Annotated in this window: 24 protein-coding genes and 1 tRNA gene; 14 read left to right on the forward strand and 11 right to left on the reverse strand. The window is 66.1% G+C overall.

What is annotated here, in order from left to right; all coding sequences use genetic code 11:
• Positions 1 to 46: 46 nt before the first annotated feature.
• The gene (locus tag H7F16_RS09575; RefSeq protein WP_185797330.1) at positions 47 to 1,582 is read left to right on the forward strand and encodes an FAD-binding domain-containing protein; all 1,536 of its coding nucleotides are present in this window, start codon (positions 47 to 49) and stop codon (positions 1,580 to 1,582) included.
• On the forward strand, positions 1,583 to 1,744 hold the full coding sequence (locus H7F16_RS09580) for a DUF2256 domain-containing protein (RefSeq protein WP_185797331.1): 162 nt from the start codon (positions 1,583 to 1,585) through the stop codon (positions 1,742 to 1,744).
• Positions 1,745 to 1,806: 62 nt separating this feature from the next.
• Here H7F16_RS09580 and H7F16_RS09585 read toward each other — a convergent pair whose 3' ends face one another.
• The 3 genes from H7F16_RS09585 to H7F16_RS09595 are packed head-to-tail and all read right to left on the reverse strand — an operon-like array spanning position 1,807 to position 3,112.
• Positions 1,807 to 2,262, reverse strand: coding sequence for an SRPBCC domain-containing protein (locus H7F16_RS09585; protein ID WP_185797332.1), 456 nt, complete (start codon positions 2,260 to 2,262; stop codon positions 1,807 to 1,809).
• Positions 2,259 to 2,759: an SRPBCC family protein gene (locus tag H7F16_RS09590; protein WP_185797333.1), complete on the reverse strand. Its 501-nt coding sequence runs from the start codon at positions 2,757 to 2,759 to the stop codon at positions 2,259 to 2,261. Before H7F16_RS09590 ends, H7F16_RS09585 begins: the two co-directional genes overlap by 4 nt.
• Complete coding sequence (locus H7F16_RS09595; RefSeq protein WP_185797334.1) at positions 2,756 to 3,112, reverse strand: ArsR/SmtB family transcription factor; 357 nt, start codon at positions 3,110 to 3,112, stop codon at positions 2,756 to 2,758. The genes H7F16_RS09590 and H7F16_RS09595 overlap by 4 nt, the downstream gene beginning before the upstream one ends.
• Positions 3,113 to 3,305: 193 nt before the next feature.
• Between H7F16_RS09595 and H7F16_RS09600 the strand changes: the two genes are divergently transcribed.
• The gene (locus tag H7F16_RS09600; protein ID WP_185797335.1) at positions 3,306 to 5,456 is read left to right on the forward strand and encodes a malate synthase G; all 2,151 of its coding nucleotides are present in this window, start codon (positions 3,306 to 3,308) and stop codon (positions 5,454 to 5,456) included.
• Between the two features lie 33 nt (positions 5,457 to 5,489).
• Here the strand turns inward: H7F16_RS09600 and H7F16_RS09605 are convergent, their stop codons facing one another.
• Entirely contained in the window at positions 5,490 to 5,741 is a 252-nt protein-coding gene (locus tag H7F16_RS09605) for a BolA family protein (RefSeq protein ID WP_185797564.1), read from the reverse strand.
• Positions 5,742 to 5,836: 95 nt separating this feature from the next.
• On the opposite strand from H7F16_RS09605, the gene H7F16_RS09610 reads away from it, so the two are divergent.
• Positions 5,837 to 6,472 (forward strand): J domain-containing protein, encoded by a 636-nt coding sequence (locus H7F16_RS09610; RefSeq protein ID WP_185797336.1) that lies wholly within the window; start codon positions 5,837 to 5,839, stop codon positions 6,470 to 6,472.
• Here H7F16_RS09610 and H7F16_RS09615 read toward each other — a convergent pair.
• A complete protein-coding gene (locus tag H7F16_RS09615) occupies positions 6,457 to 6,825 on the reverse strand; it encodes a hypothetical protein (RefSeq protein ID WP_185797337.1) in 369 nt (122 codons plus the stop codon). The two genes, H7F16_RS09610 and H7F16_RS09615, sit on opposite strands and share 16 nt — an antisense overlap.
• 145 nt (positions 6,826 to 6,970) lie before the next feature.
• On the opposite strand from H7F16_RS09615, the gene cobS reads away from it, so the two are divergent.
• From cobS to H7F16_RS09640, 5 genes are all read left to right on the forward strand, one after another.
• Positions 6,971 to 7,957: a cobaltochelatase subunit CobS gene (gene cobS / locus H7F16_RS09620; RefSeq protein ID WP_185797338.1), complete on the forward strand. Its 987-nt coding sequence runs from the start codon at positions 6,971 to 6,973 to the stop codon at positions 7,955 to 7,957.
• 238 nt (positions 7,958 to 8,195) lie between these two features.
• Entirely contained in the window at positions 8,196 to 8,576 is a 381-nt protein-coding gene (locus tag H7F16_RS09625) for a hypothetical protein (protein WP_185797339.1), read from the forward strand.
• 52 nt (positions 8,577 to 8,628) lie between these two features.
• Entirely contained in the window at positions 8,629 to 10,512 is a 1,884-nt protein-coding gene (gene cobT, locus H7F16_RS09630) for a cobaltochelatase subunit CobT (protein WP_185797340.1), read from the forward strand.
• 62 nt (positions 10,513 to 10,574) lie between these two features.
• Positions 10,575 to 12,371, forward strand: coding sequence for an aminopeptidase P family protein (locus H7F16_RS09635; protein WP_185797565.1), 1,797 nt, complete (start codon positions 10,575 to 10,577; stop codon positions 12,369 to 12,371).
• Positions 12,372 to 12,428: 57 nt separating this feature from the next.
• Entirely contained in the window at positions 12,429 to 12,764 is a 336-nt protein-coding gene (locus H7F16_RS09640) for a DUF427 domain-containing protein (protein ID WP_185797341.1), read from the forward strand.
• Here the strand turns inward: H7F16_RS09640 and H7F16_RS09645 are convergent.
• Positions 12,761 to 13,171 carry a SufE family protein gene (locus H7F16_RS09645; RefSeq protein WP_185797342.1) on the reverse strand — a complete coding sequence of 137 codons (411 nt, stop codon included), beginning with the start codon at positions 13,169 to 13,171 and terminating at the stop codon, positions 12,761 to 12,763. The genes H7F16_RS09640 and H7F16_RS09645 overlap by 4 nt on opposite strands.
• A 126-nt stretch (positions 13,172 to 13,297) precedes the next feature.
• Between H7F16_RS09645 and H7F16_RS09650 the strand changes: the two genes are divergently transcribed.
• Positions 13,298 to 13,750: a hypothetical protein gene (locus H7F16_RS09650; protein WP_185797343.1), complete on the forward strand. Its 453-nt coding sequence runs from the start codon at positions 13,298 to 13,300 to the stop codon at positions 13,748 to 13,750.
• 58 nt (positions 13,751 to 13,808) lie between these two features.
• Here H7F16_RS09650 and rnd read toward each other — a convergent pair whose 3' ends face one another.
• The 3 genes from rnd to purM all read right to left on the reverse strand — a co-directional run bounded on the left by rnd (position 13,809) and on the right by purM (position 16,768).
• Complete coding sequence (gene rnd, locus H7F16_RS09655) at positions 13,809 to 14,966, reverse strand: ribonuclease D (protein WP_185797344.1); 1,158 nt, start codon at positions 14,964 to 14,966, stop codon at positions 13,809 to 13,811.
• Between the two features lie 174 nt (positions 14,967 to 15,140).
• On the reverse strand, positions 15,141 to 15,734 hold the full coding sequence (gene purN, locus H7F16_RS09660; protein WP_185797345.1) for a phosphoribosylglycinamide formyltransferase: 594 nt from the start codon (positions 15,732 to 15,734) through the stop codon (positions 15,141 to 15,143).
• Positions 15,731 to 16,768 (reverse strand): phosphoribosylformylglycinamidine cyclo-ligase, encoded by a 1,038-nt coding sequence (gene purM, locus H7F16_RS09665; protein ID WP_185797346.1) that lies wholly within the window; start codon positions 16,766 to 16,768, stop codon positions 15,731 to 15,733. The genes purN and purM overlap by 4 nt, the downstream gene beginning before the upstream one ends.
• Positions 16,769 to 16,884: 116 nt before the next feature.
• On the opposite strand from purM, the gene H7F16_RS09670 reads away from it, so the two are divergent.
• Positions 16,885 to 16,960, forward strand: a tRNA-Ile gene (locus H7F16_RS09670).
• A 16-nt stretch (positions 16,961 to 16,976) separates the two neighbouring features.
• On the opposite strand, the gene H7F16_RS09675 is transcribed toward H7F16_RS09670, so the two are convergent.
• Positions 16,977 to 17,861: a LysR substrate-binding domain-containing protein gene (locus H7F16_RS09675; protein WP_185797347.1), complete on the reverse strand. Its 885-nt coding sequence runs from the start codon at positions 17,859 to 17,861 to the stop codon at positions 16,977 to 16,979.
• Positions 17,862 to 17,951: 90 nt separating this feature from the next.
• Between H7F16_RS09675 and H7F16_RS09680 the strand changes: the two genes are divergently transcribed.
• From H7F16_RS09680 to gph, 3 genes are all read left to right on the forward strand, one after another.
• Positions 17,952 to 19,175, forward strand: coding sequence for an acyl-CoA dehydrogenase (locus H7F16_RS09680; protein ID WP_185797348.1), 1,224 nt, complete (start codon positions 17,952 to 17,954; stop codon positions 19,173 to 19,175).
• Positions 19,176 to 19,364: 189 nt separating this feature from the next.
• Complete coding sequence (locus H7F16_RS19625) at positions 19,365 to 20,741, forward strand: NAD(P)/FAD-dependent oxidoreductase (protein ID WP_241741349.1); 1,377 nt, start codon at positions 19,365 to 19,367, stop codon at positions 20,739 to 20,741.
• A 2-nt stretch (positions 20,742 to 20,743) separates the two neighbouring features.
• Positions 20,744 to 21,382: a phosphoglycolate phosphatase gene (gene gph / locus H7F16_RS09685; protein WP_338401987.1), complete on the forward strand. Its 639-nt coding sequence runs from the start codon at positions 20,744 to 20,746 to the stop codon at positions 21,380 to 21,382.
• Here gph and H7F16_RS09690 read toward each other — a convergent pair.
• Positions 21,369 to 22,049, reverse strand: coding sequence for a VOC family protein (locus H7F16_RS09690; protein WP_185797350.1), 681 nt, complete (start codon positions 22,047 to 22,049; stop codon positions 21,369 to 21,371). The two genes, gph and H7F16_RS09690, sit on opposite strands and share 14 nt — an antisense overlap.
• Between the last annotated feature and the right edge of the window lie 71 nt (positions 22,050 to 22,120).

The following is a 22,120-nucleotide window of genomic DNA, read 5'->3' on the forward strand; positions in this document are numbered from 1 at the left end:
CCAAAGGGGCTTTACGAATCTGCCGCCGCCGCTAGATAAATGTTCCATGAATGTTCTCGTCTGGTTCAAGCGCGATCTGCGCATCGAAGACAATGCCGCCCTTGCGCTTGCCGGCGAAACGGGGGCGGTGCTGCCGCTTTACATCGTCGAGCCGGATTATTGGCGGCTGCCCGACACCTCGGCACGGCAATGGGCCTTTACGGCGGAAACCCTGACGGAATTGCGCGACGGGTCAGCGGCGCTGGGTGCGCCGCTTGTGGTGCGGGTGGGCGATGCGGTCGAGGTGCTGGACCGGCTTTGCCGCCAGCATGATATCGCGCGCATCATCAGCCATGAGGAAACCGGAAACCGCTGGACCTTTGCCCGTGACAGGCGCGTTGCGGCATGGGCCAAGGCGGCGGGGGTGGATTGGGTGGAAGTGCCGCAGCAGGGCGTGATACGGCGGCTGGCGCGGCGCGAGGGGTGGGCAGGCCGGCGCGATGCGGTGATGGCCGCCGCCGTGCCGTCTGCGCCCGTGGCCCTGCGCGCGGTGCGCGGGGTGGAACCGGGGGCAATCCCGCCTGCGCGGGCGCTGCGGCTGGCGGATGATCCTTGCGCGCATCGGCAAGCGGGCGGGCGGGCGCAGGGTTTGCGGCTGCTCGACGGGTTCCTGACGCAGCGGGGCGAGCCCTATCGCAGCGCGATGTCGTCGCCCCTTACGGCGGAACGGGCCTGTTCGCGGCTGTCGGCGCATCTGGCGGCGGGGGCCTTGTCGGGGCGCGAGGTGGTGCAGGCCGTGCAGGCGCGGCAGGCAGAGCGGCCGGGCGGACGCTGGGGCGGGGCTTTGGCGAGTTTCCAGTCGCGCATGGCATGGCGCGACCATTTCATGCAGAAACTGGAAAGCGAGCCTGCGATCGAATGGCGCGCGCTGCATCGCGCGGCAGACGGGTTGCGACCGCGCGAAGCCGATGCGCTGCGGCTTGCGGCCTGGGAAAAGGGCGAGACGGGGATGCCCTATGTGGATGCCTGCATGCGCTATCTGCGGGCGACGGGCTGGCTGAACTTTCGCGCAAGGGCGATGGTGATGTCGGTCGCCTCGTATCACCTCTGGCTGGATTGGCGGGCGACGGGGCCCATTCTTGCGCGGCGCTTCACGGATTACGAACCGGGCATCCACTGGCCGCAGGTGCAGATGCAATCGGGGGTGACCGGAATCAACGCGCTGCGCATCTACAACCCCGTGAAACAGGGGCTGGAGCAGGATCCGACGGGGGTTTTCACACGGCGCTGGGTGCCGGAACTGGCGGGCGTGCCGGACGGGTTCCTGCAGGAGCCGTGGAAATGGCCCGGCGCGCGCGGGTTGCTCGGGCGGCTCTATCCCGAACCGGTGGTGGATGTGGCCGCGAGCGCGCGGGCCGCGCGCGAGGCTTGCGGGGCGCTGCGGCGCGAGGCGGGGTTCCGCGAGGCCGCGTTCGAGGTGGTGGAGCGCCATGCAAGCCCGTCGGGCGATGGCCGCTTTGTCAATGACCGCAGCCGCATCCTGCGCCGGCGCGAGGGGGCCGGACGCGGCGCGGGCGGGGCGCAGATGAGCTTTGATCTGTAGATGGCGAAGATGCGCAAGAAGGGCGATCTGCCGGAAAAGGCCTGCATCTGCTGCGGGCGACCCTTTGCCTGGCGCAAGAAGTGGGAAAAGGTCTGGGACGAGGTGAAATACTGTTCCGACCGGTGCAGGACCGAAGCGAAGCGCAAAGAGCGGCAGGGCTGACCGGCGCGGCAGGCGGCGCCTGCGCGCCCCCTGCCCCGGGGTGGTGCCGAATCTCTCCGCGATCAGGCCGCGCCGATGATGGCGGCAAGTTTGCCCAGGGTTTGCAAGCCCAGAGCCTCGGCCCCGAAGCCCTTGGCATTGCGGTATTCCTCGACCGTGACCATGACCATGCCGAGAGTGACCTGCGTTCCCTGACCTTCGGGTTCGAAATCGACCCATGCATCGGCGTGTTTCGGGCCGTCCTCGCCCCAGAGCAGGGTGTATTCGATGCGGGTTTGTGGCCGGACAAGGGTGTAGCGGTGGTGGTTGGGAAAGACCGTGCCGTCGGGGGCGATCATGTCGAAGACCCATTCGCCGCCCTGACGCAGGTCGATGCGCTTGGTGCGGCAGGAGAAGCCGTCCGGCCCCCACCATTTGGGCAGCGACTCGGGGTTCAGCCATGCGCCCCAGATGGTGTCGACGGGGGCTGCGATGACGCGGCGGATCAGCAATGTGCGGTCGGCGGGGTAATCCTTCATTTCGCGCCCCTTGCCATCAGACCCTGCGCATAGGCCTCGAGCTGGGTCACCACGGTTCCCCAGCCGTCATGAAAGCCCATCGCCGCATGCTGTCTGGCGGTTTCGGCGCTGCGGTGGCGGGCGATGGCGGTATATTTCGTCCGGCCCTGCCCCGCATCGGCAAAGAGCAGGATCGCGGTCATGAAGGGTTCGGGCGCGGGTTTCCAGCCGGCGCTGTAGGCGTCGGTAAAGACGAGCTTCTCGTTGGGGACCACCTCGAGGTAGACGCCGTTGTTGTCCATCTCGACCCCGTCGACGTTGAAGGTCGTGTTGCAGGCTCCGCCAACCCTTACGTCGAGTTCGCATTTCGTAACGGAATGCGGCTTGGGCACGAACCAGTGAACCAGATGCTCGGGCGTGGTCCAGCAGGTGTAGAGCAGGTCACGCGGGGCATTCACCTCGCGTTCGAGGACGAGGTCGAGGTCCGGGTCGTAGCCGGGCAAGAGGTCTGGGGTCATGGCGCGGTGTCCTTTTCCATCCGGGCGGTCATCAACTTGGTTACGTAATCGTCCAGCCGGTCGAGACGCGCCTCCCACTGGGCGCGCTGGGTGTCGAGCCAGCCTTTCATCGGGTCGAGCGCCTGCGGGTTCAGCCGACAGGAGCGGATGCGGCCATCCTTGGCCGAATGGATCAGCCCCGCCTGTTCCAGCACCGAAAGGTGGCGCAGGATGGTGGGCAGCTTGAGCCCGCTGGGACCGGCAAGTTCGGTCACCGCCGCAGGGCCGCAGGCAAGGCGTTCGAGCATCGCCCGACGGGTCGGGTCGGAGAGTGCGTGAAAGAGCAGCGAAAGGTCGGGGTCATGCTTAGCCATATGGCTAAGTAACATGCCAGGGCGAGTCGCGACAGGGAAACTTAGCCATTCGGCAAAGTTTCGCGATTTTCGGGCAAAGCCGAAAGGTGATGTTCGGCTTTGCGGGCAAATCTGCACGGGGGCTTTGTTGAAGCCCCCGCCTGCCGCAGCTATGGTGTGCCGTGGCATACCGACCGCGAGAAGGAGACGACGCATGGCACGGATCGAGAGAAGCGGGCTTTCCGTGGATGCGCGGCTGGTGGCCTTCGTCGAGGAAAGGGCGCTGGCCGGAACCGGCCTTGCGGCTGACCGCTTCTGGTCGGGGTTTGCGGCGGCGGTGGCAGAGCTTGGCCCCGTGAACCGCGCGCTGCTTGCCAAACGCGCGGATCTGCAGGCGCGGATCGATGCCTGGCATGTGGCGCGGCGCGGGCAGGCCTTTGACGCAGAAGCATACCGCGCCTTTCTGGCCGAGATCGGCTATCTGCTGCCCGAGGGGCCGGATTTCCGTATCGAGACCGAAGGCGTCGATCCCGAAATCGCGCAGGTGCCGGGGCCGCAGCTTGTGGTTCCGGTGATGAACGCGCGCTATGCGCTGAACGCGGCGAATGCGCGCTGGGGATCGCTGTACGATGCGCTTTACGGCACCGATGCCTTGGGGGATGCACCCATAGGCAAGGATTATGACCCGGCGCGCGGGCAGCGGGTCATCGCATGGGCCAAGGCGTTTCTGGACGATGTGGCCCCGCTTGCAAAGGGCAGCCATGCGGATGTGACGGGCTACCGCGTCGAGGGCGGGGCGCTGGTTCCGGCGCTGAGGACCCCCGCCCAATTCGCCGGATATCGCGGCGAGGCGGCGCAGCCTTCGGCAATCCTGCTCAGGAACAACGGCTTGCATCTGGTGTTGCGGATCGATCCGCTGAACCGCATCGGGTCGGTCGACAAGGCAGGCGTGGCCGATCTGCGGATGGAAGCCGCCATGTCGGCGATCATGGATTGCGAGGACAGCGTCGCGGCGGTGGATGCCGAGGACAAGGTCGTGGCTTACGGCAACTGGCTGGGCCTGATGCGGGGCGATCTGGTCGAGATGGTGGCCAAGGGCGACCAGACGATCGAGCGGCGCCTGCGCGACGACTATGCGTTTACCGCAGTCGATGGCGCACCGCTGACGCTGAAGGGCCGCGCCCTGATGCTGGTGCGGAACGTCGGGCATCTGATGACCAACCCCGCCGTGCTTGACCAAGAGGGGCGCGAGGTGGGGGAAGGGATCATGGATGCCTTTGTCACCACGCTTTGCGCCATGCATGACCTGCAAAAGACGGACGGGCCGCGCAATTCGCTGCACGGGTCGGTCTATGTGGTGAAACCCAAGATGCACGGCCCCGAGGAAGTGGCATTCGCCTGCACGATCTTTGATCGGGTCGAGGCCTGTCTGGGCCTGCCGCGCCATACGGTGAAGCTGGGGATCATGGACGAGGAGCGGCGCACCAGTGCCAACCTAAAGGAATGCATCCGCGCCGCGAAGAACCGCGTTGCATTCATCAACACGGGCTTCCTCGACCGGACGGGGGACGAGATCCACACCAGCATGGAAGCCGGGGCGATGGTGCGCAAGGGCGAGATGAAGAACGCCGCCTGGATCAAGAGCTACGAGGACCGCAACGTGGACATCGGCCTTGCCTGCGGCTTGAAGGGCCGCGCGCAGATCGGCAAGGGGATGTGGGCCATGCCCGACCTGATGGCCGCGATGCTGGAGCAGAAGATCGCGCATCCAAGGGCGGGTGCCACCTGTGCATGGGTGCCCTCGCCCACGGCGGCGACGCTGCATGCGACGCATTACCACCGTGTCGATGTGCTGGCCCGGCAAGACGAGATCGCGGCGGGCGGAGCGCGGGGCAGGCTGGACGATCTGCTGACGATCCCGCTGGCCGAGGGGGTCAACTGGTCGGAGGCCGAGGTGCGCGCCGAGATCGAGAACAACGCGCAGGGCATTCTGGGCTATGTGGTGCGCTGGGTCGATCAGGGCGTGGGCTGTTCCAAGGTGCCGGACATCCATGACGTCGGGCTGATGGAGGACCGCGCCACCTGCCGGATTTCGGCGCAGGCGCTGGCCAACTGGCTGCACCACGGCGTTGTCAGCGAGGCGCAGGTGATGGCGGCGCTGCGCAAGATGGCGGCGGTGGTCGACAGGCAGAACGCGGGCGACCGGGCCTATCTGCCGATGGCGCCGAATTTCGACGGTGTGGCCTTCAAGGCGGCCTGCGATCTGGTGTTCAAGGGGCGGGAACAACCCTCGGGCTATACCGAGCCTGTGCTGCATCGCCGCAGGCTGGAAGCCAAGGCCCGCAGCCGCATTCACGCCGTCTGACGGGCGGGGCGCTGCGCGCGCCCCCCTGCCCGATCAGCCGATATCGAGTGCGAGGGCGTGGATGCGGCTGTTGAGGTCACCAAGTGCGCGCTGCACGGCGCGATGGCGGTCGACCCTGCCCATCGCCGCAAGCGAGGCGGCGCGGATCCGCACGCTGAAATGGCTTTCGCCGCTGCCATCGTCGCCGGAATGGCCCGCGTGGCGGTGGCTGTCGTTCACCACGCGCAATTCGCTGGGGGCGAAGGCTTCGGTGAGGCGGGCTGTCAGCTCTTCGGTGATGGTCATTTGCATGTCACGGGCATTTTCCTTCCCTCCCCCCTTCAATCCGGCGCGAGAAGCCTTAAACTCTCGCCTCCGAGTCGGAAAGGCAAGCCAGACCCATGAGCACGCGACCCCCGTTTGAATTCGATCTCCGCGTCTCGTCGGACAAGAAGCGCCGCAAGACCGGCAGGCGCGGCATGTCGGGGGCTTTCGAGACCTCGCAGAAGATGTGCGAATATCCCGACTGCAAGGAACAGGGGGCCTATCGCGCGCCGAAATCGCCCGATCTGCTCGACGAGTATTTCTGGTTCTGCAAGGAGCACGTCCGCGAATACAACCTGAAATGGAATTTCTTTCAGGGCACGACGGACGAGGAATTCCAGAAGTTCCTCGACAAGGACAGGCTGTGGGGGCGCGAGACGCAGCCCTTTGGCAAGAAGGCCGACGAGGGGCGGGCCTGGCAACGGCTGGGGGTCGATGATCCGATGGCGATTCTGGGCGACAAGTCCACGATCAACCCGCCCAAGCCGACCAGCAACGCCACGCGCAAACTGCCCGCGACCGAGCGCAAGGCGATCGAGATTCTGGACGCGCGCGACACCTGGACGCGGACCGAGATTCGCAAGCAATACAAAAGCCTGGTGAAGGATCTTCACCCCGATATGAACGGCGGCGACCGCAGCGACGAAGACCGTCTGCAAGAGGTTGTCTGGGCCTGGGACCAGATCAAGGACAGCCGTTACTTCCGCGACTGACGCAGGGCGAGGATTTGCGGTGCGACCAGCGCGAGGGCCAGCGAGGCCAGCGCGAGGTTGTGCTGCGGCAGGGCCAGCACAAGGCCCAATGCCCCCCGCCCCGCATAGAGGCCGAGCGGAACCGCGACCACCAGAACCACGGCCAGACAGGTCAGGACCGCCCTGACCCAGCCTTGCCCAAGCTGCGGGGCCGCAACCCAGCCGGCAAGAATGGCGGGAATCAGCCCCAGCCGGAACAGCGCAGAATTCAGCACCGAGGGTTCGGTATCGGCGCCGAGATCGACGCGGCCAAGCGCCGAGGCGGTGAAAACCCCGATCAGCAGGGCAAGGACAAGGCGGTGTTTTGCGGTCATTGCGCTTGATACGATGGCAGGACGGGCCAAGCCAAGGGGCTGGCGCATGTCGCTTGCGACGCAATCCCTGCCGCCCTTCCCCTTGCGGCCCCCCGCGTTATGTTCCACACATCTTTGAACGGCCCTGCGGGGCGATGCGAATTTTATGGCGGTCGGAATGCTGGACACTGTGATGAAACCCACCGAAGAAATCTCGGTCCGCGATGTCTTCGGCATCGACACCGAAATGAAAGTGAAGGGGTTCGCTGACCGCACCGACCGCGTGCCCGAGATCGACCCCACCTACAAGTTCGACCCGGACACCACTTTGGCGATTCTGGCGGGCTTCGCCTATAACCGCCGCGTGATGATTCAAGGCTATCACGGCACGGGCAAATCCACGCATATCGAACAGGTGGCGGCGCGGCTGAACTGGCCCTGCGTGCGGGTGAACCTCGACAGCCATATCAGCCGGATCGACCTGATCGGCAAGGACGCGATCAAGCTGCGCGACGGCAAGCAGGTGACGGAATTCCACGAAGGCATCCTGCCCTGGGCGCTGCGCAACCCCGTGGCCATCGTCTTTGACGAATATGATGCGGGGCGCGCGGACGTGATGTTCGTGATCCAGCGCGTGCTGGAGCATGACGGCAAGCTGACGCTGCTGGACCAGAACGAGATCATCACCCCGCACCCGTCCTTCCGCCTGTTCGCCACGGCGAACACGGTGGGTCTGGGTGACACCACGGGGCTTTACCACGGCACGCAGCAGATCAACCAGGCGCAGATGGACCGCTGGTCGCTTGTCGCGACGCTGAACTATCTGAGCCATGATGCCGAGGCCGCGATCGTGCTGGCGAAGAACCCGCATTACAACACGGAAAAAGGGCGCAAGCAGATCAACCAGATGGTGACGGTTGCGGACCTGACGCGGACGGCTTTCATGAACGGCGATCTTTCGACGGTGATGAGCCCGCGCACGGTGATCAACTGGGCGCAGAATGCCGAGATTTTCCGCAATCTGGGCTATGCGTTCCGGCTGTCGTTCCTGAACAAATGCGACGAGCTGGAGCGGCAGACGGTGGCCGAGTTCTACCAGCGCTGCTTTGGCGAGGAACTGCCGGAAAGCGCGGCAAGCACGGCGATGAAGTAAGCCGTAACGGGTGACGGATTTCGGGCCGACAGGGTTTTGGGCCGACAGGGTTTTGGGCGCGGGGGGAACCTTTGCGCCCATTTCCTTTGGGCCGGGCGCGCGATGGCGCGGGTCGCAAGGCAAGGTAGGCGGGGGCGGCAAGGGTTGCGCCCGGGCTTTGAACACCATGCCGGACTGGTCGTGAAAGTTTTCAAACTGCCTGATTGATTGGCGCTATTCCTTGTGCCACGCTGCATTCATGAGCGGTCTGCGAACATATCTCGCCCCCCTCGTCCTGTGCATGTTTCCACAGGCCAGCCCCGCCATTGCCCAGACGGCCCCCGACCCCGAATGGTTCGCCATCTGCACCGGCAGGCTTTCGGCGCTGATGGAGCACCAGTTCCTGACGGACGGGCCTGCGTCTGAGGCGACGCGGGCAAAACGCGATGCCATGGCCGATCTGCTGGAGGCGGTGGCGCTGCCCGATCAGGTGCCGCATCTGATGGGGCTGCGGGTCGATGCAAAATGGGCCTATCGCGCGCTGCTCGACCAGGCGGCGTTCGGCCCCGATCCCGCGCATCGGGCGGCACGGCAGGCGCGGGCGCTGGGGGCGGCCTGCACCGATATGCTTCTGGGCTGAAAGGCGCGCCCTGCCCCCTTGCCCCCGCCCTTGCGCGGTGCAAATGTGGGCCATGAGCAAGCCGCAAGACAACAATCCCGCCGACCCTTTCAAGAAAGCCTTGGCCGAGGCGACCAAGACCTTGGCCGACGATCCGGACATGACGGTCAGCTATTCCGTCGACCCGCCGGGGATGAACAAGGAAGGCGTGCGCCTGCCGCAGGTCAGCCGACGTATGACGCGCGACGAGGTGATGCTTGCCCGCGGCACGGCGGATGCCTATGCGATGCGGCGCAAGTATCATGACGATGCGGTGTCGAACCGCTATGCGCCCACGGGCAACCTTGCGCGCGAGATATATGATGCGATGGAGACCGCCCGTTGCGAGGCGGTGGGTGCGCGGGCCATGCCCGGCACGGCGGTGAACATCGACGCCAAGATCGCGCATGAGGCCGACCGCAAGGGGTATAGCCAGATCACCTCGGCGCAGGATGCCCCGCTGGCGGTGGCGGCGGGTCTGCTTGTGCGGCAGATGGCGACGGGGCGCGACCTGCCCAAGGGCGCGGCGAATGTCGCCGACCTGTGGCGCGGCTTCATCGAGGAACAGGCCGGCGGGACGCTGGAAACGCTTGACCATGTGCTGTCGGATCAGGCCGCCTTTGCGCGGATGGCGCGCAAGGTGATTTCCGATCTGGGCTATGGCGACCAGTTGGGCGACGACCCCGATCAGGACGACCCCGACGATCAGGAAGGCGAGGCCGAGGAAGATCAGGACAGCCCCGACAGCGCGGGCGAGGAAGAGCAGGAGCAGGACGACTCGGAAGCGGCACCCGAACGCAGCCAGGAGGAGCAGCAGGACCAAAGTCAGGCGCAGGTCACGATGGAGGACAGCGCCGACATGGAACAGGGCGACGAGGCCGAACTGCCGGAAGGCGAAGCGCCGCTCGAGCCGCCGCCGCCTGCCCCCTATTCGGATGCCGATCCGAACTATACCGTCTATACCACGGATTTCGATGAGGAAATCCGCGCAGAAGAACTGGCCGAACCGGCCGAGCTTGAACGGCTTCGGGCCTATCTTGACCAGCAGTTGGAACCCCTGAAGGGGGCTGTCAGCCGTTTGGCGAACAAGTTGCAGCGGCGCTTGCAGGCGCAACAGAACCGCTCGTGGCTGTTCGACCTCGAGGAGGGCACGCTGGATGCGGGCCGTCTTGCGCGGGTGGTGGCGAACCCGACGACGCCGCTGAGTTTCAAGCAGGAGAAGGACACCGAGTTCCGCGATACCTGCGTGACGCTGCTGCTGGACAATTCGGGGTCCATGCGGGGCCGCCCGATCAGCATCGCGGCGATCTGCGCCGATGTTCTGGCGCGCACGCTGGAGCGGTGTTCGGTGAAGGTCGAAATCCTCGGCTTTACCACGCGGGCGTGGAAGGGCGGGCAGAGCCGCGAGCGGTGGCTGGCGCAGGGGCGTCCGCAGGGACCGGGGCGGCTGAACGATCTGCGGCACATCATCTACAAATCGGCGGATGCGCCGTGGCGGCGGGCGCGGCCCAATCTGGGGCTGATGATGAAGGAAGGGCTGCTCAAGGAAAACATCGACGGCGAGGCGCTGGAATGGGCGCAGCGGCGTCTGGTGCATCGGCCCGAAGCGCGGAAGATCCTGATGGTGATTTCGGACGGTGCGCCGGTCGATGATTCCACCCTGTCGGTCAATGCGGCGAATTTCCTTGAAAAGCACCTGCGCGATGTGATCGCGATGGTCGAGCGGCGGCGGCAGGTCGAGCTTATCGCCATCGGCATCGGCCATGACGTGACGCGCTATTACCAGCGGGCGGTGACGATCACCGATGTGGAGCAGCTTGCAGGGGCGATGACCGAGCAGCTGGCCAGCCTCTTCGAGGCGGACCCGAAGAAGCGCGCCAAGGGCTTTGGCGGCGGATCGCAGCGGCGGGCCGGATAAAAGGGGGGCTGCCTGCCCCCCTGCGCCCCGAGGAGAGTTACAGACAGAAGATGAGGGGCGCGATGTTCCAGAGTTTCGAGACGACATCCGACCCGTCCAAGGGGCCCGTGCGGCTGGCGGCGCTGCGGGCGGCGCTGGGGGCCGAGGGCCTTGCCGGGTTTCTGGTGCCGCGCGCCGATGCGCACCAAGGGGAATATGTCGCGGCACGGGATGAGCGGTTGTCGTGGCTGACGGGGTTTACCGGATCGGCAGGCTTTGCGGTGGTGCTGCCGGATGTGGCGGGGGTGTTCATCGACGGGCGCTACCGCGTGCAGGTCAAACATCAGGTGGATCTGTCGGTCTATACCCCTGTGCCCTGGCCCGAGGTGAAGGCGGGCGACTGGATCCGCGAGCATCTGGCAAGCGGCGTGATCGGATTTGACGCGTGGCTGCACACGGCCGATGAGATCGAGCGACTTGAAGCGGTTTTGCAAGATCGTGGCGTAACCCTGCGCGCTGTAAGGAATTTCGTTGATGCGGTCTGGCCGGACCAGCCTGCGCCGCCGAAAGGGTTGGCCTTTCCCCACGGGATCGAATTTGCGGGCGAGACCAGTCTGGCCAAGCGCGCGCGGCTTGGCGCGGGGCTGCGCGAGGCCGGACAGGATTTTGCGGTGATCACCTTGCCGGATTCGATTTGCTGGCTGTTGAACCTGCGCGGGGCGGATGTGCCGCGGAACCCCATCCTGCACGGTTTTGCCATTCTGGCCGCCGATGGCGGGGTGCGCCTGTTCACCGATCCGGCGAAGATCACCCCCGAGGCGGCGTCGGCGCTGGATGCGGGCGTGACGGTGGAGCCGCCCGAGGCTTTCGCCGCCGCCCTGTCGGGGCTGTCGGGCGTGGTGCGGGTGGACAAGGGAACCGCGCCGCTTGCGGTGTCGATGGCCGTGACGGGTGCGCGGGTGGTCTGGGGCGATGATCCCTGCCGTTGGCCCAAGGCGCGCAAGAATGCCGCCGAAATCGCCGGCATGCGCGAGGCGCATCTGCGCGACGGGGCGGCGGTGGCAGAGTTCCTTGCGTGGCTCGATGCCGAGGCGCCGAAGGGCGGCTTGACCGAGATCGACGTGGTGACCGCGCTGGAAGGGTACCGGCGGGCGACCAATGCGCTGCATGACATCAGCTTCGACACGATCTGCGGCGCGGGCGCGAACGGGGCGATCATGCACTACCGCGTGACACACGAGACGAACCGCCCCGTGCGCCGCGACGAATTGTTGCTGGTGGACAGCGGGGCGCAGTTCAAGGACGGCACCACCGACATCACCCGGACCATCGCCGTGGGCGATCCGGGGGCCGAGGCGCGGGAATGCTATACCCGCGTGTTGCAGGGCATGATCGCCATTTCGCGGGTGCGTTGGCCCAAAGGGCTTGCCGGGCGCGATCTGGACGGTTTTGCGCGCTATCATCTGTGGGTGGCGGGGCAGGATTTCGACCACGGCACGGGGCATGGTGTCGGCGCGTTTCTGTCGGTGCATGAGGGGCCGCAGCGGCTGAGCCGGATTTCCGAGGTGCCGCTTGAGCCGGGGATGATCCTTTCGAACGAACCCGGCTACTATCGCGAGGGCGGCTTCGGCATCAGGCTGGAAAACCTGATCGTGGTGCGCGAGGCCCCTGCCCTGCCGCGCGGCGATGCGCGGGTGCAATATGATTTCGAGACGCTCACCTTTGTACCGCTCGATCGGCGGTTGATCCTTGCCGGGCGGTTGGCGCCTGCGGAACGCGAGTGGCTGGACGCCTACCATGCCGAGGTGCTGGCAAAGATCGGCCCGCGCGTCAGCGCCGCGGCACTGGATTGGCTGAAGGCTGCCTGCGCGCCGATCTGAGACTTGCTTTGAGAAAGGTTAATCCTCAAGCTGGGATCTTTCGGCGAGGGGGTGGCGATGACGACGATCACGATCAGGCCCGCGAGCGGCATCTATACGATCCGTGCCAAAGGGGCGATCATCGGAGAGACGGCGCGGGCGGTCGAGTTGATCGAAGGCGGTCGCGCACCGGTGATCTATGTGCCGCGCGAGGATGTGGCGATGGCCTTTCTCGACCGCAGCCCGCGCGAGACGGTTTGCCCGTACAAAGGCACGGCGAGCTATTATTCGGTCGTGACCCCCGAGGGGCGGCTGGAGAATGTGGTCTGGACCTACGAGACGCCGAAAGCGGGCGTCGAGGGAATCGCAGGCTACCTTGCCTTTTACCCCGAAGTGACGGTGCAGCGGGCCTAGGCGGCCTCGGCGGCGGTCTTGCGGATGCGTTCGACCATAGCGCGCAGCCCGTTCGAGCGTTGCGCGGAAAGATGGTCGGTCAGGCCAAGGCGGGCGAGTTCGGCCGCAGCATCGATGCGGGCGACTTCGGCCACGGGAACGCCTGCGTAAAGCGCATGGAGGACGGCGATCAGCCCCTTGACGATCATCGCGTCGCTGTCGCCCTGAAAGTCGAAGCGGCCCGCTTCGATCACCGGCTGGATCCAGACCTGACTGGCGCAGCCCTGAACCTTGGTGGCCGGAACCTTGAGCGCCTCGTCCATCGCGGGGAAGGCTTTGCCGAGTTCGATGACATGGCGGTAGCGGTCTTCCCAGTCGTCGAGGAATTCGAAGGTTTCCGCGATGTCGTCGAAGGCTTCGGTCGCCATGTGCAATCCTCTTGATCCCGGCCCTAGGTAGCCCCGCCTTGGGCAAAGGTCCAGTCGGGGCGACGTGTCTGTGCTTTTCAAAAGCGCGGCGATGGTCTACCCAAGGGCAAGGAACGGGGGACCGGGATGACACGTGCTTTGCTTGCCGCCTTGCTGGCGCTTTCTTTGACGGGCTGCGGCTATGTGGCGAAATCGAAGTTGAATCCGTTCAACTGGTTCGGCCGGTCCGAGGCGCGCGAGTCGATCGAGCTGGTCGGCGAGAAGGCCGAGACGCGGGGGCTTGCGGCGCAGGTCACCGACATGAAGGTCGAACCCTATTCGGCAGGTGCGATCATCCGCGCGACCGGTGTGATGCCGACGCAAGGCTGGTGGGATGCCGAACTGGTGCCGCGGCCTTTGGACGAGAACGGCGTGCTGGTCTATGACTTCCGCGTCTTTCCGCCCGTGGTCGACGCGCCCGTCGGCACGCCGCAATCGCGCGAGGTGACGGTGGCGGTCTCCATCTCGCCGCAGAAGCTGGAAGGCGTGCGCGAGATCGTGGTGCAGGGCGAGACCAACGCGCGGTCGTCGCGGCGTTAAGGGGCGCGGCGTTAAGGGGCGCGGCGTTAAGGGGCGCGGCGGTAAGGACGGGCGGGCGTCAGAGACGCACGACCCGCACTTCGTTGCCCTTGGCCGAAAGCGCGATTTCACCGCGGCACAGGCGCAAGGCATCATCGCCGAAGGCTTCGGCACGCCACCCCGAGAGGGCTTCGACATCGCGTTCGCCGGCGGCGATGGCATCGAGGTCGGAGGCGTTGGCGATCAGCTTTGCCGCGACGCCGAGGGATTCGGATTTCGCCTTGAGCAGAACGCGCAGAAGATCGGCCAAGGCGGGATTGACCTGAAGCTGTTCGCGCGACAGATCGGGTTTGGGCATGTCGTCGGGCTTCATCTCGAGCCCGGCCTTGACCGCGGCAAGGATCCCTTCGGCGATTTCGGGCTTGCGCCCCTCGCGCAGGAGGAGGCGCGAGCGGCCGAGTTCCTCGAGTGACGTGGGACGGGTCGAGGCGAGTTCCAGAAGCGCGTCGTCCTTCATCACGCGAGAGCGCGGGACGTTGTGCTTTTGGGCATATTCCTCGCGGAAGCGGGCCAGCGCCTTGACGAGCGCGAGAAAGCGCCCCGAGGTCGTGCGGGTCTTGACGCGGAGCCACGCCTCGTCGGGATGGACGGTGTAGGTGGCGGGATCGGTGAGGATGGCGAGTTCTTCCTCGACCCATTTGGTGCGGCCGTTCTTGGCAAGCTGTGCCGAGAGCCATTCGTAGATTTCGCGCAGGTGGGTCACATCGGCCAGCGCATATTCGGCCTGCGCCGTGGTGAGCGGGCGGCGCGACCAGTCGGTGAAGCGCGAGGTCTTGTCGAGGTTCTCGCGGGCGATCTTTTTCACCAGCGTCTCGTAGCCGACCTGTTCGCCGAAACCGCAGACCATCGCCGCGACCTGCGTGTCGAAGAGCGGTTCGGGAAAGACATTGCCCTCGACGAAGAAGATTTCGAGATCCTGCCGCGCGGCGTGGAACACCTTGACCGTGCCCTTGTGGCGGAAGAGGTCGTAGAGCGGTTCCATCGACATGTCTTCGCCGAGGATGGGATCGACCAGCACGGCATCGCCGCCTTTGCCGGGAAGCGCCATCTGGATCAGGCAGAGCTTGGACCAATAGGTCCGCTCGCGAAGGAATTCGGTGTCGATTGTGACGTAGGCCTGGGTCTTTGCAGCTTCGCAGAAGGCGGCAAGATCTTCGGTCGTGGTGATGGTGCGCATATGCCTTCCGATCGGCCAGAGGGGGCACGGGGTCATCCCGCAGGACCCGCTATAAAGGATTGTGGGGAAATTGAAAGAGTTTGGTCTGTGATGGCCGCGCGGGCGCAAAGGCGGGGGCCAGCCCCCGCACCCCCGGAGTATTTCCGCAAGGCTGAAGCGGGGGGCTGAGGCGGATCAGAGAAAGAGGGGGGTTCTGTCGCCTGCCGCGAAACGGCGCAGGACGGCAGGGTAGAGGCGGTGTTCCTGCACCAGCACGCGGGCGGAAAGCGTGGCCTCGGTGTCGCCGGCGAGGACCGGAACGCGGGCCTGACCGAGGATGGGACCGTCATCGAGGACGGGGGTCACTTCGTGAACGGTGCAGCCGGCCTGCGTATCGCCCGCGTCGATGGCGCGCTGGTGCGTGTGCAGGCCGGGGTATTTCGGCAGGAGCGAGGGGTGGATGTTGAGCATGCGCCCCGCGAAACGCATCACGAAAGCGGGGGTCAGGACGCGCATGAAGCCCGCGAGAAGCACGATGTCGGGTTCGGCGGCAAGGAGCGGCTGGAGCAGTGCGGCCTCGAAGGCGGCGCGGTCCTTGCCATAGGCGCGGTGGTCGACGGCGGCGGTCGCAACGCCCTGCGCTGCCGCCTTGGCGAGGCCCGCGGCCGCGGGATCGTTTGCGGCCACGAGGACCGGACGGGCGGGGTGGCCCGCCTGTTCCATATCGCGCAGGAGCGCCAGCATGTTCGAACCGCCACCGGAGATCAGGATGGCCGTGCGTTTGGTCACAGAAGTTTGCCCTTGTAGATCACGCCTTCGCCTTCGACGACGCGGCCGAGGGTGCAGACGGTTTCGCCCTGTTCGCGCAGGAGGGCTGCCAGATCATCGGCGCGGGACGCCTCGACCACGAGGATCATGCCGATGCCGCAGTTGAAGGATTTGAGCATTTCGGCCTCGGCGATATTGGCGGTCTTGGCCAGCCAGCGGAACACCGGTGGCAGGGACCATGCCGTCAGGTCGATTTCGCAGGCCAGCCCTTCGGGCAATACGCGGGGCGGGTTTTCGGTGAGCCCGCCGCCGGTGATATGGGCCAAGGCATGCACGCCGCCCGCGCGGATCGCGGCGAGGGCCTGTTTGACGTAAAGGCGCGTGGGGGCGAGGAGCGCCTCGCCCAGGGTGCCGGTGCCGAAGGGGTTCGGGGCGTCCCACGACAGGCCGGACAGTTCGACGACCTTGCGCACGAAGCTGTAGCCGTTGGAATGCACCCCGTCCGAGGCGAGGCCGAGGATCACGTCGCCCGCCCGCACCCCTGCGGGCAGGTCGGCCCCGCGCTCCATCGCGCCGACGGCGAAACCGGCAAGGTCGAAATCGCCCTTGTGATACATGCCCGGCATTTCGGCGGTTTCCCCGCCGATCAGCGCGCAGCCCGAGCGTTCGCAGCCGAGGGCGATGCCTTCGATGATGCGGGTGGCCTGATCGACATCAAGCTTGCCGGTGGCGAAATAGTCGAGAAAGAGCAGCGGTTCGGCGCCCTGGCAGACCAGATCGTTCACGCACATGGCGACGAGGTCGATGCCGATCGTGTCCACGTTGCCGGTGTCGATGGCGATGCGCAGCTTGGTTCCCACCCCGTCGGTCGCGGCGACGAGGATCGGGTCGCTGTAGCCCGCGGCCTTGAGGTCGAAGAGCGCGCCGAAGCCGCCGAGACCGGACATGGTGCCGGACCGGCTGGTGCGCTTGGCGGCGGGTTTGATGCGTTCGACAAGGGCATTGCCTGCGTCGATGTCCACGCCTGCCTGAGCATAGGTAAGGCCGTTCGTCATGGAGTCTCTCCGCCGCTGATCGCTGATGCGCTGGCGCATAGACGATTGCGCGGGCTTGCGCAACGAGGGCTTGGGTGCTTGACCTTCGGAACGGTCGTGGTAACCACGAAAAGCGTGGGCCTGTAGCTCAATGGTTAGAGCAGGGCGCTCATAACGCCTTGGTTGGGGGTTCGAGTCCCTCCGGGCCTACCAATCCCAGACCTGTCGCCTAGGCAGCCGGCAGAAGGCCCGCGATCCAGTCGCGGAAGGCCAGGAGTTGCGGGCGCGGGGCGACGTCTTTCGGCCAGACCAGCCAATAGGCGCCATTGGATGGCACGGGCTTGCCCCATGCGGGGACGAGGCGGCCCACGGCAAGGTCTTCGGCGACAAGGAAGCTGGGCAGAAGGGCGATGCCGAGACCGTGGATCGCGCCCTGCTGCATGGTGGCGAACTGGTCGAACATCATGGCCTGCGGGCGCTGCCCCGGAAGGCCCTGAGCCGCAAGCCAGCGGCCCCAATCGCCGGTGCGGCTTTCGATCATCAGAAGCGGACGGGTCAGGATATCCTCGGCCCGCGCCAGAGGGGCGCGCAGGAAGGCGGGGGCGCAGACGGGAAGCACCTCTTCCTGCATCAGCAAGAGATGCTCGGCATTGGGCCAGTCGGCGCGGCCGTAATGGATGGCGGCATCGACCCCTTCGGCGGCAAGGTCGAAGGGACGCAGTCGGGTCGCGAGGTTGAGCGGGATTTCGGGATGGATCGCACGGAACGCGGGCAGGCGCGGGGCGAGCCAGTGCATGCCGAAGGCGGGAAGGATCGCAAGGGTCAGCACATCCCCTGCCCCGCTGCGCAAGCGGTGGGCGGCCCCTGTCAGCCCGTCGAGCGCGCGGCGGACCTGCAACACATAGTCCCGCGCCGCAGGGGTCAGGCGCAGGCGCTGGCGGTCGCGGACCAGAAGGGTCTGGCCAAGGGTCGCCTCGGCCTCTTGCAGGGCGCGGCTGATGGCGCCCGCGGTCAGGTTCAGTTCTGCCGCCGCCGCGCTGGCCGTGCCGAGGCGGGCCACGGCCTCGAGCGCCAGAAGGCCCGAGAGAGAGGGGAAGTTGCGGCGGGAATACATTGCGTTTTGCTCAATTAGTATCGAGAAAGCTTCGCTATCTTCTCACGAAGTCATGGGGCATACAACAGGCAAGCCAACAGGAGCACCGCCATGAGCCTCGATTCCCCCAAGCTGAAAGCCAAGGATGCGCCCGATCTGGGGCGGTTCGATTGGGAGGACCCCTTCCGTCTGGAAGACCAGTTGACCGAGGAAGAGCGGATGCTGCGCGACGGCGCGCGTGCCTATGCGCAGGAAAAGCTGCAACCGCGGGTGGTCAAAGCCTATCGCGAGGAAGAGACCGATCCCGCGATCTTCCGCGAGATGGGCGAGATGGGATTGCTGGGGGTGACCGTTCCCGAGGAATATGGCGGGCTGGGGGCGTCCTATGTGGCCTATGGCCTGATTGCCCGCGAGGTCGAGCGGGTCGACAGCGGCTACCGGTCGATGATGTCGGTGCAGTCAAGCCTCGTGATGTATCCGATCTATGCCTATGGCACCGAGGCACAGCGGCAGAAGTTCCTGCCGAAACTGGCATCGGGCGAATGGATCGGCTGTTTCGGCCTGACCGAACCCGATGCGGGGTCGGACCCTGCCGGTATGAAGACCACGGCGAAGAAAACCGCGAACGGCTATGTGCTGAACGGCGCCAAGATGTGGATTTCCAACGCGCCCATCGCGGATGTCTTTGTCGTCTGGGCCAAGTCGGAGGCGCATGGCGGCAAGATCAAGGGCTTCGTGCTGGAGAAGGGCATGAAGGGGCTGTCGGCTCCGAAAGTGGGCGGGAAGCTGTCGCTTCGGGCCAGCATCACCGGCGAGATCGTGATGAAGGATGTGGAAGTGGGCGAGGATGCGCTGCTTCCGAATGTCGAGGGGCTGAAGGGGCCGTTCGGCTGTCTGAACCGTGCGCGGTACGGCATTTCATGGGGCGTGCTGGGCGCGGCCGAGTTCTGCATGCATGCCGCACGGCAATACGGGCTTGACCGCAAGCAGTTCGGCAAGCCGCTTGCCGGAACGCAGCTTTACCAGTTGAAGCTTGCCAACATGATGACCGAGATTTCGCTGGGGCTTCAGGCCTCGCTTCGGGTCGGGCGGTTGCTCGACGAGGCGAATGCGGCGCCCGAGATGATCTCTATCGTCAAGCGCAACAATTGCGGCAAGGCGCTGGATGCGGCGCGTTGGGCGCGGGACATGCATGGCGGCAACGGGATTCAGGAAGATTTCCAGATCATGCGCCATATGGTGAACCTTGAAACCGTGAACACCTACGAGGGCACGCATGACGTCCATGCGCTGATCTTGGGCCGTGCGATCACCGGATTGCAGGCGTTCTTCTGATACGGGGGGCGGAGTTTGACGCAAACTCCGCGACGAAATCTGACGCAGATTTCGGGGCCGCGCCTTCGGGCAGGGGACCGGAATTTGCGTCAAATTCCGGCGCGTTTTTTGCGTCAAAAAACGCATGGGCACGACCGCCGCTGTCGTTTTCCGGCCTGACAGCCCCCGCCGCGCGGCTAGGCTTGGCGCATGACACAGCCTGCCCGCCTTGGTGACGTTTCCTTCTGGTATGCCGATATCGGCCTGCCCGCCCGCCGCCCGGCCCTTGCGGGGGATGCCGAATGCGATGTCTGCATCATCGGGGCGGGTTATACGGGGCTTTGGTCGGCCTATTACCTGAAACAGGCGGACCCTTCGCTTTCGATCATCGTCGTCGAGAAGGAGTTTGCGGGTTTCGGTGCCTCGGGCCGCAACGGGGGCTGGCTTTCGGGCGGTTTTGCCTGGAGCCACGAGAAATACCTGAAGGGATCGTCCGAAGCTGCCGTGCGGGCGATGGTTCAGGCGATGAACGGGACGGTGGACGAAGTGATCCGCGTGGCCGGGGCCGAGGGGATCGAGGCCGACATCCTGCGGACCGACGAGATCATGGTGGCGACCACCCCGGCGCAACTGGCGCGGGCCGAGGCCGAGGTGGCGCATCGGCGGCACTGGGGCGAGGTGCGGGCGCATCTGATCGGGGCGGGCCAGTCGAAGAGCCGCGTCGACATTCCGGGCACGCTGGGGGCGATGCTGGTGGAAGGGGTGGCGCGGGTGCAGCCCGCGAAACTGGTGCGCGGTCTGGCATCGGTGGTCGAACGGATGGGGGTGCGGATCGTCGAGGAGACTGCGGTCACCTCCTTTGCGTCGGGCGAGGTGCTGACGGACAAGGGGCGCATCGCGGCGCGGACGATCCTGCGATGCACCGAAGGCTTTACCGCCACACTGCCCGGTCTGAAGCGCGAATGGTTGCCGATGAATTCGGCCCAGATCGCGACCGAGCCATTGGGGCAGGATATCTGGGACAGGATCGGATGGCAGGGGCATGAAATCCTTGGAGATTTCGCCAATGCCTATTGCTATTGCCAGCGCACGCGCGAAGGGCGGATCACCGTGGGGGCGCGGGGCGTGCCCTATCGCTTCGGGTCGGCCATCGACGAGAACGGCACGCCGGATGCCGAGACTGTGCGCCGCCTGACGGCCATTCTGCACAGGCATTTTCCGGCCGCGAAAGGCGCAAGGATCGATCACGCGTGGTGCGGGGTGCTGGGCGTGCCGCGTGACTGGTGCGCGACCGTGGGCTTCGATCCGGTGACGCGGATCGGCTGGGCGGGGGGCTATGTGGGGGTCGGGGTGTCGACCTCGAACCTGTCGGGGCGGACGCTGTGCGATCTGGTGATCGGGGGAGAGACGGCGCTGACGCGATTGCCTTGGGTCAACCGCGCGCCACGGAAATGGGAAGCCGAGCCGCTGCGCTGGCTGGGCGTACACGGGATGTATGCGCTTTATGCAGCGGCAGATCGGGCCGAGGCATCGGGCGGGCCGCCGTCGCGTCTGGCGAAACTCGGCAACCGGTTGACGGGGCGGTGAGGGTGCGGGCGGTTCTGTTCGACCTTGACGGAACGCTGGTCGACAGCGCGCCCGACATCCATGCGGGCGTCAATGCCATATTGGCCGAGGAAGGGGTCGCCCCCCTGCCCTTTGCCACGGTGCGCGGCTTTATCGGGGGCGGGGTGCCGGTGCTGATGACGCGGGTCATCGCGGCCACGGGGATGGAGCCTGCGCGGCACGGGGCGCTGTGCGCGCGTTTTGTCGAACGATACGAGCATGATCCGGGCGGATTGACGCGGCCCTACGAGGGGGTCGAGGAGGCGCTGGATGCGCTGGCCGATCTGCCGCTTGGGCTATGCACCAACAAGCCCGAGGGGCCGACGCGGGCGCTGCTGTCGCATCTGGGCTGGCAGGGGCGGTTTTCGGTGATCGTGGGCGGCGACACCCTGCCCGTGCGCAAGCCGGACCCCGCGCCCTTGCACGAGGCCATGCGGCGGATCGGCGGGGGCGAGGTGCTGTTCGTGGGCGACAGCGAGGTTGACGCCGAAACCGCGCGGTCGGCGGGCGTGCCGCTGCTGCTGTTCACGCAAGGCTATCGCAGCACCGAGGTCGCGGCCCTGCCCCATCTTGCGGCTTTTGACCACTGGAGCGCCTTGCCCGCGCTGGTCAGAGGACGGTGAGGCGCAATCCGTCGGGACCGCTGCGTTCGCCCTTGTCGAGCGCGGTGCCGACAAGACGCAGCCCCGCCCAGAAGCCGTTTTCGGCAAAGGCGGGCTTGCCCCCTCGCAGGGCGGGGGGTTCGTAGAGTTCGACCACGCTTGCGCCTGCGGACAGGAAACGCACCTCGGTCACGCCTTCGGGGCGGTGCAGGCTGACGGCGGAAAGAAGCGCGCAGCCGAGGCTTTCGAAGAAAGCCTGGCTTGCCGCGATATCGGTGCAGGGGATGCCGATGTGGTCATGGCCCGGCAATCCGGCGCGGGTGTCGGCGGGCAGGCGCTGGCACAGCTCGATCCGGGCGCCCTCGGGGCCGCGCAGAAAGACGTAGGTGATCCCCGCCTCCCAGAATTCGGAGATATGTCCCGCGCCGTGGGGGGTGGTTTCCTCGAGCGCCGCGCCGCGGGCTTGCAGGGCGGCCAGCGTGGCGGGCAAGTCGGTGACGGCAAGGGCGAGGTGGTCGATCCCGCCGTGGGCGATGGCACCCTGCCCCTGCACGAGCGCGATGCGCTGGCTGCCGAGCGCCATGACCCCGTCGCCTTTGGCGAACCCGAAGACCGAGGCAAGCAGTGCTTCGGCGGCGGGAATGTCGCGCACGCGCAATTCGGGGATGATCTCGATGCCGCTGCCCACAGATGGCTCCCTTTGGCCGGTTCGGGCGATCATGTCGCAGAAGCGGATGAAGGCTTCAACCGAAACCTGCC

It is taken from the genome of Paragemmobacter straminiformis (genome assembly GCF_014243445.1).
Classification (GTDB): domain Bacteria; phylum Pseudomonadota; class Alphaproteobacteria; order Rhodobacterales; family Rhodobacteraceae; genus Paragemmobacter; species Paragemmobacter straminiformis.

Coding starts and splice junctions, on each gene's coding strand:
- H7F16_RS09575 (WP_185797330.1), top strand. CDS start 47: ATGAATGTTCTCGTCTGGTTCAAGCGCGATCTGCGCATCGAAGACAAT.
- H7F16_RS09580 (WP_185797331.1), top strand. CDS start 1,583: ATGGCGAAGATGCGCAAGAAGGGCGATCTGCCGGAAAAGGCCTGCATC.
- H7F16_RS09585 (WP_185797332.1), bottom strand. CDS start 2,262: ATGAAGGATTACCCCGCCGACCGCACATTGCTGATCCGCCGCGTCATC.
- H7F16_RS09590 (WP_185797333.1), bottom strand. CDS start 2,759: ATGACCCCAGACCTCTTGCCCGGCTACGACCCGGACCTCGACCTCGTC.
- H7F16_RS09595 (WP_185797334.1), bottom strand. CDS start 3,112: ATGGCTAAGCATGACCCCGACCTTTCGCTGCTCTTTCACGCACTCTCC.
- H7F16_RS09600 (WP_185797335.1), top strand. CDS start 3,306: ATGGCACGGATCGAGAGAAGCGGGCTTTCCGTGGATGCGCGGCTGGTG.
- H7F16_RS09605 (WP_185797564.1), bottom strand. CDS start 5,741: ATGACCATCACCGAAGAGCTGACAGCCCGCCTCACCGAAGCCTTCGCC.
- H7F16_RS09610 (WP_185797336.1), top strand. CDS start 5,837: ATGAGCACGCGACCCCCGTTTGAATTCGATCTCCGCGTCTCGTCGGAC.
- H7F16_RS09615 (WP_185797337.1), bottom strand. CDS start 6,825: ATGACCGCAAAACACCGCCTTGTCCTTGCCCTGCTGATCGGGGTTTTC.
- cobS (WP_185797338.1), top strand. CDS start 6,971: ATGGCGGTCGGAATGCTGGACACTGTGATGAAACCCACCGAAGAAATC.
- H7F16_RS09625 (WP_185797339.1), top strand. CDS start 8,196: ATGAGCGGTCTGCGAACATATCTCGCCCCCCTCGTCCTGTGCATGTTT.
- cobT (WP_185797340.1), top strand. CDS start 8,629: ATGAGCAAGCCGCAAGACAACAATCCCGCCGACCCTTTCAAGAAAGCC.
- H7F16_RS09635 (WP_185797565.1), top strand. CDS start 10,575: ATGTTCCAGAGTTTCGAGACGACATCCGACCCGTCCAAGGGGCCCGTG.
- H7F16_RS09640 (WP_185797341.1), top strand. CDS start 12,429: ATGACGACGATCACGATCAGGCCCGCGAGCGGCATCTATACGATCCGT.
- H7F16_RS09645 (WP_185797342.1), bottom strand. CDS start 13,171: ATGGCGACCGAAGCCTTCGACGACATCGCGGAAACCTTCGAATTCCTC.
- H7F16_RS09650 (WP_185797343.1), top strand. CDS start 13,298: ATGACACGTGCTTTGCTTGCCGCCTTGCTGGCGCTTTCTTTGACGGGC.
- rnd (WP_185797344.1), bottom strand. CDS start 14,966: ATGCGCACCATCACCACGACCGAAGATCTTGCCGCCTTCTGCGAAGCT.
- purM (WP_185797346.1), bottom strand. CDS start 16,768: ATGACGAACGGCCTTACCTATGCTCAGGCAGGCGTGGACATCGACGCA.
- H7F16_RS09675 (WP_185797347.1), bottom strand. CDS start 17,861: ATGTATTCCCGCCGCAACTTCCCCTCTCTCTCGGGCCTTCTGGCGCTC.
- H7F16_RS09680 (WP_185797348.1), top strand. CDS start 17,952: ATGAGCCTCGATTCCCCCAAGCTGAAAGCCAAGGATGCGCCCGATCTG.
- H7F16_RS19625 (WP_241741349.1), top strand. CDS start 19,365: ATGACACAGCCTGCCCGCCTTGGTGACGTTTCCTTCTGGTATGCCGAT.